A 13706-nucleotide genomic window follows, 5' to 3' on the forward strand; every position below is an offset into this window, starting at 1 on the left:
GCTCAGGCGCCAAGGTTTGCCGGCAGCGGGGCCTTCAGCCATTGCTCAGACAGGCCGTTCAGCGTGCCGTCCTTGATGCCCTGCTCAATCAGCGCATCCACTTTTGCCTTCAGGGCCGGTTCGTTTTTCTTCAGGCCAATAAAGCACGGCGAATCTTTCAGCATAAAGCTCGGTACCGGGGCTTTATCCGCGTTCTGGCGCGAAATAGCCGCCACCACGAGGTTGCCGGTTGCCACATACTGCACCTGTCCGGAGAGGTAGGCGGAGAGCGTGGTGTTGTTATCTTCGTAGCGCTTCACGTCCGCGTCTTTCGGCGCCAGGCCGGTCAGCACCATGTCCTCCACCGCCCCGCGCGTCACGCCGATGGTTTTTCCGCTCAGCGCGGCGGCGTCCTTCAGCTCGGCGCCTTTCGGGCCAAACACGCCGAGGAAGAACGGCGCGTAGGCGCGGCTGAAGTCGATCACCTTCTCGCGCTCCGGGTTTTTACCGAGGCTTGAAATAACCAGATCCACCTTATCGGTTTGCAGGTACGGCACGCGGTTGGCGCTGGTCACCGGCACCAGCTGCAGCTTGAGCTTCATCTGTTTGGCCAGATAGCGCGCCATGTCGATGTCATAGCCCTGCGGCTGCAGATCGGTCCCCACCGAGCCAAACGGCGGGAAGTCCTGCGGCACGGCAATGCGAATGGTGCCGCGCTTCTCGATATCCTGAAGCTGGTCAGCCTTTGCCGGCAGCTGTGTGAAGAGACATGCGGCCCCGGCCAGTGCAATCAACAATTTTTTCATGGTGCTTCCCCGTAACGTTAACATGAAACAAAAGATTCTTTGAATGTGATTTTGCAACTAATGTGCCAGATAAGGCGAAGCGGGGAATATTGTTGTAAAGCCTGATAAAACGCGGGCGGGTCGAAAATGCTCTCCATTTCCGCCCCGTCTTTATGCACCATTTCGATGCAAAGCACCAGCCTGATGCCCCATTATCGCTGTTCGAGTTCGTCCAGCTGGTGGTAGAGGGAGGCAATGTCGTGAATGCGCGGACGGCCTTTATCGAGAATTTCATGCAGGAAGGCGTTTGCCAGCAGGTTAATCAGACTGTTGACCGAGGAGTAGCTGTCATAGGCCGAGACGCTGTCCAGCGGGGCGCAAAGCTGCCAGCTCGCCAGCGGAAACAGGCTGTGCGCCTGCGGCTCGCACATCAGCAGCACTGGAATACCGCTGCTCTGAAGCTGCTGCATCAGGGGGCGGATAATGCGCGGGCGGCGGCGAAAGGCCATCATGACCACCAGATCGTCCGGCGTTAAATCCACCAGCTCCTCGCTCAGGCTCTGCCCCGGCTGCGGCAGGACCAGCACCTGACCGCGCGCCTGCAGCAGCTGCTGGCGCAGGTGCAGCGCCGCCGGATAGGCGTTACGCATGCCGATAATGACGATGCGCCGCGCCTTCACCATGCAGGCCATGGCGTCGGCAAACTGCTGCGCGTCGAGGGCATTGACCCACTGGGTCAGGTTCGCCATCTCCTGCTTATAGTGGCGCGCCAGCAGCGTATTTCCCTGCACCGCGTCGCGGTTATCGGTGAGCGGCATCCCGCTCTGGCGCAGGGTGCGCAGCTCGTCGCGCATGTCCTTATATTTCTCATAGCCCAGACGCTTAAACAGACGGCTGACCGTGGCTTTCGACACCCCGCTCAGCTGCGCCAGCTCGGCGCTGTTGTAGCTAATCAGATCGTCAAAATGATCGAAAATAAAATCCGCCACCCGCTGCTCCTGCGGCGACAGCGACGGGTACTGTGCTTTCAGACGTTCATCCAGTTGTTCCATAGCGCCTCTGTAACTTTTGTTTCATCACATTTTGCCTTTCATTCTACCTTTCATTATACGTGCCAGTTTACTGAAACTTTTCTTTCAGAACTGGAACAGCTTTTGCAGCACCTTGTGACTTTCAGGGTTACGAGGATGCTTCATGCAAAGTAATGTCTCCACGCACGGCATGGCCGTTGCGCCCCACCATCTCGCCAGCCAGAGCGCGCTGGCGGTGCTGCGCGAAGGCGGCAGCGCGATAGAAGCCATGGTCGCCGCGGCGGCGACCATGGCCGTGGTTTATCCGCACATGAACGGGCTGGGCGGCGACGGCTTCTGGCTTATCGTGCCGCCGGACGGCGAACCTGTCGCCATTGATGCCAGCGGCGCGGCGGGTTCTCGCGCAACGCTCGCCGCCTACGACGGTCTGGCGCATATCCCCCATCGCGGCCCCCGCGCGGCGCTGACCGTCGCCGGCACGGTGAGCGGCTGGGACGAGGCGCTGAAGGTCTCACGCGAGATGACCGGCAAGGCGCTGCCGCTGGCCCGCCTGCTGGCCGACGCCATTGACTATGCGCAGAACGGCACGCCGGTCACGGCCTCACAGGCCCATGCCACCGCCAGCAAATTCGACGAGCTGAAGGACGTCCCCGGCTTCGCGGAAACCTGGCTGGTGGACGGTAAACCGCCAGAGGTCGGGAGCCGCTTTTACCAGCCCGCCATGGCCACGACCCTGACGCGCCTGGCGGAGGACGGTCTGGACAGCTTTTACCGCGGCCCGCTGGCGGACGTGCTGGCGCACGGCATGGAGACGCTGGGCCTGCCCGTGACGCTGGCCGATTTACACGCGCACGCTGCCCGGCGCACCGCGCCGTTGAGGCTGCAGCATCAGCAGGGGGAGATCTTTAACCACGCCCCGCCGACGCAGGGGCTGGTCTCGCTGGCGATACTCGGCATCACCGACCGCCTGAATATGGCGGAGGCCGACGACGCCGACACCGTTCACCGCATCGTTGAAGCCACCAAGCTGGCCTTTGGCCTGCGCGACGCCCACATCACCGACTCGCGCGAGCTGAAAACCGATATTCAGGGTCTGCTGGATCCCGCCGCTCTGCAGGCGCTTGCCGACAGGGTTGACGACGGCCGCGCCGCGCCGTGGGGCACCGGAAAAGGCCCCGGCGATACGGTGTGGATGGGGGTAATGGACAACAGCGGGCTCGCCGTGTCGTTTATCCAGAGTATCTATCACGAGTTCGGCAGCGGCGTGGTGCTGCCCGACACCGGCATCGTCTGGCAGAACCGGGGCGCATCGTTCAGCCTCGATCCGGGTCATCTTCTGGCCCTCGCGCCGGGCAAGCAGCCTTTCCATACCCTGAACCCGGCGGCGGCGCGTCTTAAGGACGGGCGCGTAATGGTCTACGGATCGATGGGCGGCGACGGACAGCCGCAAACCCAGGCCGCGCTCTTTACCCGCTACGCGATTCAGGGCGTGCCTTTACAGGAAAGCATTTCCCGCCCGCGCTGGCTGCTGGGGCGCACCTGGGGACAAACCTCGGACACCTTAAAGCTGGAAGGCCGCTTTAGCGCTGAGGCGGTCTCGCAGCTCCACGCGCGGGGACATGAGGTGGAAATATTCCCTGACTTCAGCGAAGCGATGGGCCACGCGGGCGCGATTGTTCGCCACCCCAACGGGCTGTTCGAAGGGGCATTTGACCCGCGCAGCAACGGCGCGGCCGCCGGATTCTGAGGAGAAAACAATGACGACACCACAACCCGACTGGCAGGCGTATCTTGCGCAAATGGAGTCCGTGCTCGGCGTAGAGCTGGACGATGCCCGCCGCGCCGAGCTGCAATTGCAGTTCAGCCGCATTGCGACCCTGGCCGCCCCGCTGATGGCGCTGCCGCTCGACGACCGTCTGGAGATCGCAGGAGTATACAAAGCATGAGGCTACACGAGATGAGTATCAGCGCGATCCAGCATGCGCTGAGCGCAGGCGAGCTGAGCGCTCGCGAGATTGCCCGCCAGACGCTGGAAGCGATTGCGCGCGTGAACCCGCAGATTAACGCCTGGACCGCCGTGACGGAAGAACGCATGCTCGCCGAGGCCGAGAGCATCGACACCCTGCGCCGCGAAAAGCGCCCCCTGCCGCCGCTGGCGGGCGTGCCCTACGCGGTAAAAAACCTATTCGACGTTGCCGGTCACACCACCCTTGCCGGGGCAGAGCTGTTCAGCCAGCGCCCTGCCGCGGCCGCTGACAGCTTCGCGGTGCGCCAGCTGCGCAGCGCGGGCGGGCTGCTGACCGGGATGGTGAATATGGACGCCTACGCCTACGGCTTCACAACCGAAAACAGCCACTACGGCACCACGCGTAACCCGCACGATCTGGCGCGCATTGCGGGCGGGTCGTCCGGCGGTTCAGCCGCCGCCGTGGCCGCCGGGCTGGTGCACTTTTCGCTCGGCACCGACACCAACGGATCGATTCGCGTTCCGGCCTCCCTGTGCGGCATCTATGGCCTGAAGCCCACCTTTGGCCGCCTGTCGCGATCCGGCAGCCATCCGTTTGTCGCGAGCCTGGATCATATCGGTCCCTTTGCCCGTCGCGTGTGCGACCTGGCGTCCGTATACGACGCGCTGCAGGGGCGGGACAGCAGCGACGGTTTTCAGGCAGAGAGCTCGCGCGAGCAGACGCGCCCCCTGCTTGAGCGCGGGCTTGACGGCCTGCGCTGCGCGGTGCTCGGCGGCTACTTCACCACCTGGTGCGACGCGGATGCCAGAGACGCCGTGGCGCGGGTGGCGAAGGCGCTCGACGTGCAGGATGAGCTGCAGTTTCCGGACGCCGAGCTGGCGCGCTCCGCGGCGTTTATCATTAGCGCCTCCGAAGGGGGAAACCAGTACCTGCCCGCGCTTCGCCGCGAGCCCGAGTGTTTTGAACCGCACTCCCGCGAACGCCTGCTGGCGGGGGCGATGATCCCCTCAGCCTGGTACATTCAGGCCCAGCGGTTTCGCGCGCACGCCCGGCAGGCGTTTAAAACCCTGTTCGCGCAGGCCGACGTGCTGATCGCCCCGGCAACGCCGCGCAGCGCGACGCTCGCGGGTGAGCAGACTATGGAGATTAACGGCCAGCCGCTCCCCATTCGCGCCAGCATGGGGATGCTGACCCAGCCGATTTCGTTTTTGGGCCTGCCTGTGACCACCGTTCCGCTGCGCACCGCCCAGGGTGCGCCGATTGGCCTGCAGCTGATTGCCGCGCCGTTTAACGAGCAGGCCTGCCTGCGCGTCGCGCGCGTGCTGGAGGAGAGTGGGATCGCCGATGCCCGTCCGGCGGAGGTGGCCGCATGATGAATCACGATGACATTAACCTGCCGTGGGTGGTTGCCGAGGTGACCGCCGCGTTTTACCGCTATGAGGACGCGCTGGTCAGCAACAACGTTGCGGTGCTGGACGAGCTGTTCTGGCACGACAAAAACACGGTGCGTCTGGGGGCGGGTGAAAACCTGTACGGGATTGATGAAATCCGCGCCTTTCGCGCGGCGCGCCCGTCCGCCGGGTTACAGCGGACGTTGCGCCACACCGTCATCACCACCTTCGGGGAGGATTATGCCGTGTGCAGCACCGAGTTTACCCGCGAGGGCACGGAACGCATTGGCCGCCAGCAGCAGACGTGGGTGCGGTTTGCCTACGGGTGGCGGATCGTGGCGGCGCAGGTGAGTTTGATGGTGTAACGCTGAAAAACCTGCCCGGTGGCGCTGCGCTTACCGGGCCTACAATGTCCCGTATACCCTGTGGGTCCTGTAGGCCGGGTAAGGCGCAGCCGCCACCCGGCTAAACACGGCACGCTTACTTCTGAAACGGATGCACCTGCCGCCCCGGTCGCCCCAGCAGCAGACGTCGGTGCGGTTTGCCTGGGGATGGCGGCTCGTGGCGGCGCAGGTGAGTTTGATGGTGTAACGCTGAAAAACCTGCCCGGTGGCGCTGCGCTTACCGGGCCTACAATGTCCCGTATGCCCTGTGGGTCCTGTAGGCCGGGTAAGGCGCAGCCGCCACCCGGCGAAACACGGCACGCTTATTTCTGAAACGGATGCACCTGCCGCCCCGGTCGCCCCAGCAGCAGACGTGGGTGCGGTTTGCCTGCGGGTGGCGGATCGTGGCGGCGCAGGTGAGTTTGATGGTGTAACTCCACCGGGAATACGAGGTTCTGTAGGCCGGGTAAGGCGCAGCCGCCACCCGGCAAAACACGGCACACTTACTTCTGAAACGGATGCACCTCCCGCCAGTGGTCGGCAATCTGCTGGCGGGTACAGACCCACACTCGCTCATGCTGCTGCACGTAATCCAGGAACCGCTGCAGCGCGCGAAAACGCCCCGGCCGCCCCAGCAGACGACAATGCATGCCGATGGACATCATCTTCGGCGCGCGTTCCCCCTCTTCGTACAGCACGTCAAAACTGTCCTTCAGATAGGTATAAAACTGCTCGGCGGTGTTAAACCCCTGCGCGGTCGCGAAGCGCATGTCGTTCGCATCCAGCGTATAGGGCACAATCAGGTGCGGTTTTTGGGTGCCGTCGCCGCAGGCCACTTCCGTCCAGAAGGGCAGGTCGTCGCCGTAGTAGTCGCTGTCGTAGTCGAAGCCGCCGTGCTCCACCACCAGCTGGCGGGTGTTGGGGCTGTCGCGCCCGGTGTACCAGCCCGTCGGCGGCTTGCCGAACAGGTCGGTCAGCACCTGCACCGCCTTGTTCAGGTGTTCGCGCTCCTGCTGGATATCCATGTGCTGATAGTGGATCCAGCGCCAGCCGTGGCTCACCACGTCGTAATCCGCCGCCCTGATTGCCTCGACGATCTCCGGGTGACGCGCCAGCGCCATCGCCACGCCGAAGACCGTCAGCGGCAGGCCGCGCTTTTGAAATTCACCGTGGATCCGCCAGAACCCGGCGCGGCTGCCGTATTCGTAGAGGGAGTCCATCGACATGTGTTTATCCGGGTAGCTGGCCGCGCCGATGATGTCCGACAGAAACTGCTCGGATCCGGCATCGCCGTGCAGAACGTGGTTTTCCGCCCCTTCCTCATAATTGAGCACAAACTGCACGGCGACGCGCGCCTGATTTGGCCACCGCGCGTGCGGCGGGTTGCCCGCGTAGCCGCGCAGATCCCGCGGGTAATTCTGTTCAAAAAGCGCCATTACGTCTCCCCTCACCTTCAAAATGGATTCAATGCCTGAAACTGTCCGCTTAACGCTTTTTTCTCCGGGAAGGCCAGATCCCCATGCTTGCTGGTCGACAGCCCCAGCGCCACCAGCGATTCCACCATCTTCACCGCCGCGCTGACGCCGTCGATCACCGGCACGCGCAGCTCGCGGGTCAGCTCCTGGGCCAGGGTCGCCATGCCGCCGCAGCCGAGCACGATGGCGCCGCAGCCATCCTCCTTCAGCGCCTGTATACAGCGCGCGCGCACCTTCTCCTGCGCCAGGCCGCTGCCGTCTTCCAGCGCCAGCACCGGGAGATCGATAGCGTGCAGCGCCGCGCAGCGATCGTGAAAGCCATACTGGTGCAGCAGATGACGGGCAATGATCAGCGTGCGCGGCAGCGTGGTCACCACCGAAAAGCGCGTCGCCACCAGCGTCGCCATATGCATGGCGGCTTCCGCAATGCCCACCACCGGCCCCTGCGCCAGCTCGCGCGCCGCCAGCAGGCCCGGATCGCCAAAGCAGGCGATGACGTGACCGTCCACGCCCTGCTCTCTGCCGAGCTTGATCTGTTCGAGAACCCCCACGGCGGCGATGGCTTCATCAAAGTGGCCCTCGATAGACGGCACGCCCGCGCTCGGGCAGACCGCGAGGATCTCCGTACCCGGCGCCGCTACCGCGCGGGCCGCCGCGCCGATGGTTTCCGTCATCGCGAGGCTGGTGTTGGGGTTGATCACTTGTATACGGACAGAGGACATTACGACTCCTTGTGGCCGGCAAACAGCCGGGCAAAATCGGGCAGGCACTCGCCCGCCCGCTCGAAGCAGAGGCTGGCGACGATATGTTCAAAATGGTGCATTAAGGCATCGCTGAGCGGCTGGAGCGCCTTCTGGCGCAGCAGATCCACAAGCTGTTCGTGATCGTTGCAGCGACAGCCCTGACGCCACGGCGCGCCCCAGGTGGCAATCACCAGCGAGGAGCGCTGGCTCAGACCGGTCACCATCTCCGTCAGCACCTGGTTGCCGGAGATGGCCTGCAGCTGAATGTGAAAATTGGCGGAGTGGCGAATTGCCGCCGGGCCGTCGTATGCCTCGTGCGCCTGCTGCTCCTGGCGAATGATGGCCTCCAGCGCGGCAAGGTGCGGCGGCTGGCAGCGGGTCAGCACGTCCGGCAGGTTTGCGACCTCCAGCAGGGCGCGGGTGCGGAAGATGTGCTGCGCCTCTTCCACCGTCGGGCTGGCGACGTGTGCACCACGTTTGGGCGTTAAGGTGACCATTTGCACAGCGGCGAGTCGTTGCAGCACCTTACGGATGCCCGTGCGGCTCACGCCAAACACCTCGGCCAGCGCCTCTTCCGGCAGTTTGCTCCCCGGCAGCAGCTGATGTTCGACAATCGCGGTCATCAGCGCCTGAAAGATCGATTCGTCTTTGTCATGCAGGTCTGGCGCGGTCTGCAGGGCGTTTATGTTGTTCATTCACCACTCCGTCTTTTACTCTTCGTTATCGAATCGTATACATAAAAATAAAATATTGCATACAAGATTTATTATTTTGGCCTGGATCCTGCAATACCGTCTGCACTCCCACTCAACGGGTTTTCATTCACAGGAGCAGGTTTCATGCCAAACAGTCAAAACGCGCAGCAGGGTACGGCCGCTGATTCCGGTGCGGTTTACAGCCCACGTCTTTGCAATGAGGATCTGGCACCAACGCGTGACCAGAACTGGAGCTGGTACAACATCTTTTCGTTCTGGATGTCGGACGTTCACAGCATGGGGGGTTATGTTGTCGCCGCGAGCTTCTTTACGCTCGGGCTGGCAAGCTGGCAGGTGCTGCTTTGCCTGCTGGTGGGGATTTGCATCGTGCAGCTGTGCGCCAACCTGGTGGCCAAACCGAGCCAGATGGCAGGCGTGCCCTACGCGGTGATCAGCCGTCAGGCGTTTGGCGTCTTCGGGGCCAATATTCCGGCGGTGATCCGCGGCCTGATTGCCTTCGCGTGGTACGGCATTCAGACCTATCTGGCCGCGAACGCCCTGATGCTGGTGGCGCTGAAGTTCTGGCCGTCTCTCTCATCGCTCACTACCGGCGCGTTCCTGGGCCTGTCGCATCTGGGCTGGATCTGCTTTGCCATCATGTGGGTCCTGCAGGCGATGGTCTTCTGGCACGGCATGAGCGCCATCAAGCGCTTTATTGATATCGCCGGTCCGGCGGTCTACGTGGTCATGCTGGCCCTCGCAGGCTGGATTGTATACAAGACCGGTTTTGACGGCATTTCCTTCACCCTCGCCAGCAAATCCCTGAGCGCGGGCGAGCAGACCTAGCAGATGATCACCGCGACCGCGCTGGTGGTGTCTTACTTCTCCGGCCCGCTGCTCAACTTTGGTGACTTCTCCCGCTACGGCAAAAGCATGGGCGAGATCCGCCGCGGCAACCGCTGGGGCCTGCCGTTTAACTTCCTGCTGTTCTCCATCGTCACCGTGGTCATTGTCTCCGGCACCCAGTCGCTGTTTGGCCGCATGATCACCGACCCGATTGAGACCGTCAGCCGCGTGGGTAACGATCTGGCCGTGGCGATTGGCCTGCTGACGATGATCACCGCCACTATCGGGATCAACATCGTCGCGAACTTCGTCTCCCCGGCGTTTGATTTCTCTAACTGCTCGCCGCAGAAAATCAGCTTCCGCACCGGGGGCATGATTGCCGCCGTCGGCTCGATCCTCCTCACCCCGTGGAACCTGTTCAACTCGCCGGAGCTTATCCACTACACCCTGGACGTGCTCGGGGCGTTCATCGGCCCGCTGTTCGGCATTCTGATTGCCGACTTCTACCTGATTAAGCGCGGCAAGGTGTCGGTTGACGACCTGTTCGACGACACGCCAAAGGGCAAATACTGGTACCGCAACGGCTTTAACCCGAAAGCCATTGGCGCGCTGATCCCGTCCGTGGCCGTGGGCCTGGTGATTAGCTTCATCCCGGCCCTGCATGAGGTGGCGAACTTCAGCTGGTTCATCGGCGTCTTCCTCGGCGGCGTGACCTACCGCTGGCTGGCGCGGGAAGAGCGCGAGACGGCGGGCGCGACGTCGTTCAGCTCCCGCGTGGCGACGCAAAAAGAGTAACCCCCTCCCTCCGGCCGCAGCGTGTCTGCGGCCCGTTCATTCTGGCACCGTTCTTGCTGCGCCTTCTCACCCCGCTACGCAAACACTAAGGCAGGAACCATGATGGATTACCAGACAGCGATCCGCGGTGCATTTTTTGATATTGCCCAGGTCTGCGACAGCACAGACGCGATTGCCCAACACGCGCGCTACCTTGAGGACGGGCTGCTGTTTATACAGAGCGGGAAAATTCTGGCGCAGATGCCGTGGCAGGAGGGCGAGCAGTATCTTGACCCCCACAAGGGCTACACCGACCTGCGCGGCAGGCTGCTGCTGCCCGGTTTTGTCGACACCCACGTCCATTACCCGCAAACGGAGATGATCGGCGCCTTTGGCGAACAGCTGCTGGAGTGGCTGACCACCTACACCTTCCCGGTGGAGAGCCAGTTTGCCGATGAAGCCTACGCGAAAGAGATCGCCGAATTTTTCATTCAGCAGTTGGTGAGCAACGGCACCACCACCGCGCTGGTGTTTTGCACGCTGCATCCGGAATCGGTCGAGGCGCTGTTTACCGAAGCCCTGCGGCTCAACATGCGCCTTATCGCCGGAAAGGTGATGATGGACCGACACGCGCCGGACTACCTGAGCGAAGACGCGAAGCAGAGCTACCGGCAGACGCGGGCGCTGATCCAGCGCTGGCATCACCGTGGACGCCTGGGCTACGCCATTACGCCGCGCTTTGCCCCGACCTCATCCCCCGAGCTGCTTGCCGCGGTCAGCCTGCTCAGAGAGGAGTTCCCGGATACCTGGCTGCAGACCCATCTGAGCGAAAACCCCAACGAAGTGGCCTGGGTAAGCGACCTCTGGCCGGAGCATGAGCGCTATCTGGACGTGTATCACCACTACGGCCTGACCGGCGAGCGCAGCGTGTTTGCCCACGCGATTCATCTACACCACAGCGAGTGGCAGTGCCTGCACGACACCGGTTCGGCGGTGGCGTTTTGCCCCACCTCTAACCTGTTTCTCGGCAGCGGGCTCTTTCGCCTGCCCGCCTGCTGGCAGCACAGGGTGCGGATGGGTATCGGCACCGACGTCGGGGCGGGCACCACCTTCAGCATGCTGCGCACCCTGGGGGAAGCCTACAAGGTCGGCCAGCTTCAGAGCTACCGCCTGCGCGCCAGCGAGGCCTTTTACCACGCCACGCTGGGCGGCGCGCACGCCCTCCGGCTGGACGATAAGATCGGCAACTTCGCGCCCGGAAAAGAGGCGGATTTCGTGGTTATCGACCCTGACGTAACGCCGCTGCAGCGCCTTCGCAATCGCCGCTGTCAGGATATCTACGAGCAGCTTTTCGTGCTGATGATCCTGGGCGACGAGCGCAACATCAGCGAGACCTGGGTCAACGGCGAGCGGGTGTGGTCAACTGCCCCGGTAGGTTGACCACCCGCCGGGCGCAATCACAAACGGCAGATGGAAGTGCTCGCCTGCCGCTTCTCCCGTCACAAAATCAATTTGCGCGCAGGGGTAGAGCGTGTCGCGACCGGTTTCGCTAAACCACGCGCCGATCTCCGCCACCAGCCGATAGCGGCCTTTTGGCAGGAAAGGGACAAATTCGGTGATGCGACCGTTTGCGTTGGTCACGCCCGTCGCCATGATTTCGCCCTCACGTTCGAGATGAACCGTCACGCCAACTGCGGGTTTGCCCGTCGAGATATCCAGAATATGGGTGCTGAGTGTGCTCATTCGCTAATGACTCCTTCCAGCCGTAGCAGCGTAATTTCCCGCAGCTGTTCCAGCGCGGCACGGACTTCCTGCGCGTCGCTGTTCTCCAGCCGCGCGTGCAGCGCCTGTAAAATCTCTTCGCCGCTGCGGCCCTTCGCGCGGATCAGAAAGACGCGCTCGAAGCGGGCCTCGTAGCGGGCATTGCCCTCGCGCAGCGCCTGCGCAAGCGCCGCATCGCGGTCGTTCACCGCGCCCTGCTCCTGGCGCGACAGCGCCGCCTCCGCCTGTGCGCCCGCGGGCTTTTCCCCGATGCGCGGATGGGCGCTCAATGCTTGCGTTAATGCCGCTTCGTCCCAGGTTTGCGTCAGCGCGTTTGCCGTACTGAACAATTCGTCCCGGCTGGCGTAGGGCCGCCCCACAACCAGCGCGTCGGCCCAGTCGGGGAGCGCCACGCAGGGGTGAATCAGCGCTAACGCCTTTTCGTGGGAAAGATGGTTGAACTCGTGCAGTGCGATCATAGCGTCTCCTTTATTGTCTTCCTCCGGGTTATTGCACAAACCACGCCATTCTGAGCGTGGGCGTGAAACAGTCGATTCCGTATAGCTCAACTGGAAATTTTTGATTCAAAAAAAGGCACCTTCACCGTGTTTGCGCACCTTAGCAGTGCACACTCACCTCTCACAACGCCGTTTTCGCCACTCTGCAGCCTGGTACGCAAATTGCTGAATGCCTTTACACCCTGCAAAAGGAGAGAAGCATGAGAGCAATCGTTATTGGCGCGGGTATTGGCGGCCTGAGCGCCGCCGTCGCGCTGAAGAAAGCGGGCATCGACTGTACCGTATTTGAAGCCGTAAAGGAGATCAGGCCCGTCGGGGCGGCCATCTCCATCTGGCCTAACGGCGTGAAATGCATGCAGCACCTCGGCATGGGCGACATCATCGAGACCTACGGCGGGCCGATGCGTTTTATGGCCTACAAGGATTACCGGCGCGGCGAGACCCTGACCCGCTTTAGCCTGGCCCCGCTGGTTGAGCGTACCGGCGGGCGCCCCTGCCCCGTCTCGCGCACCGAGCTCCAGCGTGAAATGCTGGACTTCTGGGGACGCGACAGGGTGCAGTTCGGCAAGCGCGTCGAACGCGTAAATGAAGACGACGCGGGCGTGAGCGTGACCTTCACCGACGGCACCACGGCATCCGGCGATTTTCTGATTGCCGCCGACGGCAGCCACTCGGCGGTTCGTCCGTACGTGCTGGGATATACCCCCGAGCGCCGCTACGCCGGGTACGTGAACTGGAACGGGCTGGTGAAGATTGATGAAGAGATCGCCCCGGCGCACCAGTGGACCACCTTCGTTGGCGAAGGCAAACGCGTGTCGCTGATGCCCGTCTCCGGCGGTCGTTTCTACTTCTTTTTTGACGTGCCGCTGCCCGCGGGCCTGGCGGAGGATCGCACCACCCTGCGCGCCGATCTCACGGGCTACTTCCGCGGCTGGGCGCCGCCGGTGCAGAAGCTTATCGCGGCGCTGGATCCTGAAACCACCAACCGCATTGAAATCCACGACATTGAGCCGTTCGACAGCCTGGTGCGCGGCAACGTCGCGCTGCTCGGCGATGCCGCGCACAGCACCACGCCGGACATCGGCCAGGGCGGCTGCGCGGCGATGGAAGACGCCGTGGTGCTGGGTGAGTGCCTACGTGAAAACCACAGCATTACGCTGGCGCTGCGGCAGTACGAAGCGCTGCGCTGCGACCGGGTGCGCGACCTGGTGCTGAAGGCGCGTAAACGCTGCGACGTCACCCACGGGAAAGACATGGCGTTGACGCAGGCCTGGTATCAGGAGCTCAAAGAGGAGACCGGCGAGCGCATCATCAACGGTCTGTGCGAGACCATTCAGGGCGGCCCGTTAGGCTGAACG

The 13706-nt window shown here is 63.0% G+C and carries 13 protein-coding genes and 3 pseudogenes; 9 read left to right on the plus strand and 7 right to left on the minus strand.

Annotated features, from left to right (window positions below; genetic code table 11):
• Positions 1-2: 2 nt before the first annotated feature.
• Together NQ230_RS15170 and hpxU are read right to left on the minus strand one after the other, a co-directional pair.
• Positions 3-785, minus strand: a complete 783-nt coding sequence (locus NQ230_RS15170) for a transporter substrate-binding domain-containing protein (RefSeq protein WP_023311064.1) — start codon at positions 783-785, stop codon at positions 3-5.
• A gap of 191 nt (positions 786-976) precedes the next feature.
• Positions 977-1816 carry a MurR/RpiR family transcriptional regulator gene (hpxU, locus tag NQ230_RS15175; RefSeq protein ID WP_213821544.1) on the minus strand — a complete coding sequence of 280 codons (840 nt, stop codon included), beginning with the start codon at positions 1814-1816 and terminating at the stop codon, positions 977-979.
• Positions 1817-1958: 142 nt separating this feature from the next.
• Between hpxU and hpxW the strand changes: the two genes are divergently transcribed.
• The 6 genes and pseudogenes from hpxW to NQ230_RS23005 form a co-directional block, all read left to right on the plus strand.
• Positions 1959-3542 (plus strand): oxamate amidohydrolase, encoded by a 1584-nt coding sequence (hpxW, locus tag NQ230_RS15180; RefSeq protein ID WP_257258096.1) that lies wholly within the window; start codon positions 1959-1961, stop codon positions 3540-3542.
• 10 nt (positions 3543-3552) lie between these two features.
• On the plus strand, positions 3553-3741 hold the full coding sequence (gene hpxX / locus NQ230_RS15185; RefSeq protein WP_126794766.1) for an oxalurate catabolism protein HpxX: 189 nt from the start codon (positions 3553-3555) through the stop codon (positions 3739-3741).
• Positions 3738-5135: an AtzE family amidohydrolase gene (locus NQ230_RS15190; RefSeq protein ID WP_257258097.1), complete on the plus strand. Its 1398-nt coding sequence runs from the start codon at positions 3738-3740 to the stop codon at positions 5133-5135. Before hpxX ends, NQ230_RS15190 begins: the two co-directional genes overlap by 4 nt.
• Positions 5132-5518, plus strand: a complete 387-nt coding sequence (hpxZ, locus tag NQ230_RS15195) for an oxalurate catabolism protein HpxZ (RefSeq protein ID WP_063143946.1) — start codon at positions 5132-5134, stop codon at positions 5516-5518. The genes NQ230_RS15190 and hpxZ overlap by 4 nt, the downstream gene beginning before the upstream one ends.
• Positions 5519-5633: 115 nt before the next feature.
• Positions 5634-5744: pseudogene (locus tag NQ230_RS23000) on the plus strand (hypothetical protein); the annotation flags it as partial.
• A 94-nt stretch (positions 5745-5838) separates the two neighbouring features.
• A pseudogene (locus NQ230_RS23005) lies at positions 5839-5970 on the plus strand (AtzH-like domain-containing protein); the annotation flags it as partial.
• Between the two features lie 69 nt (positions 5971-6039).
• Here NQ230_RS23005 and puuE read toward each other — a convergent pair.
• From puuE to NQ230_RS15220, 3 genes are read right to left on the minus strand one after another with little or no spacing between them, the layout of a single operon-like run.
• The gene (gene puuE / locus NQ230_RS15210) at positions 6040-6972 is read right to left on the minus strand and encodes an allantoinase PuuE (protein WP_503467200.1); all 933 of its coding nucleotides are present in this window, start codon (positions 6970-6972) and stop codon (positions 6040-6042) included.
• Between the two features lie 17 nt (positions 6973-6989).
• A complete protein-coding gene (gene hpxA / locus NQ230_RS15215; RefSeq protein WP_213821764.1) occupies positions 6990-7733 on the minus strand; it encodes an aspartate/glutamate racemase family protein in 744 nt (247 codons plus the stop codon).
• Positions 7733-8449 carry a GntR family transcriptional regulator gene (locus NQ230_RS15220; RefSeq protein WP_257258098.1) on the minus strand — a complete coding sequence of 239 codons (717 nt, stop codon included), beginning with the start codon at positions 8447-8449 and terminating at the stop codon, positions 7733-7735. The genes hpxA and NQ230_RS15220 overlap by 1 nt, the downstream gene beginning before the upstream one ends.
• Before the next feature lie 144 nt (positions 8450-8593).
• Here NQ230_RS15220 and NQ230_RS15225 point away from each other — a divergent pair.
• Together NQ230_RS15225 and guaD are read left to right on the plus strand one after the other, a co-directional pair.
• Positions 8594-10090: pseudogene (locus tag NQ230_RS15225) on the plus strand (NCS1 family nucleobase:cation symporter-1).
• Positions 10091-10189: 99 nt separating this feature from the next.
• Positions 10190-11509 (plus strand): guanine deaminase, encoded by a 1320-nt coding sequence (gene guaD, locus NQ230_RS15230; RefSeq protein WP_257258099.1) that lies wholly within the window; start codon positions 10190-10192, stop codon positions 11507-11509.
• Here the strand turns inward: guaD and uraH are convergent.
• A complete protein-coding gene (uraH, locus tag NQ230_RS15235; RefSeq protein WP_257258100.1) occupies positions 11489-11812 on the minus strand; it encodes a hydroxyisourate hydrolase in 324 nt (107 codons plus the stop codon). The two genes, guaD and uraH, sit on opposite strands and share 21 nt — an antisense overlap.
• Complete coding sequence (gene uraD / locus NQ230_RS15240; RefSeq protein WP_121425823.1) at positions 11809-12309, minus strand: 2-oxo-4-hydroxy-4-carboxy-5-ureidoimidazoline decarboxylase; 501 nt, start codon at positions 12307-12309, stop codon at positions 11809-11811. Before uraD ends, uraH begins: the two co-directional genes overlap by 4 nt.
• 239 nt (positions 12310-12548) lie before the next feature.
• Between uraD and hpxO the strand changes: the two genes are divergently transcribed.
• Entirely contained in the window at positions 12549-13703 is a 1155-nt protein-coding gene (gene hpxO, locus NQ230_RS15245) for an FAD-dependent urate hydroxylase HpxO (protein ID WP_121425822.1), read from the plus strand.
• Positions 13704-13706 lie beyond the last annotated feature (3 nt).

The sequence above is a fragment of the Enterobacter asburiae genome (assembly GCF_024599655.1).
GTDB classification, from domain to species: domain Bacteria; phylum Pseudomonadota; class Gammaproteobacteria; order Enterobacterales; family Enterobacteriaceae; genus Enterobacter; species Enterobacter asburiae_D.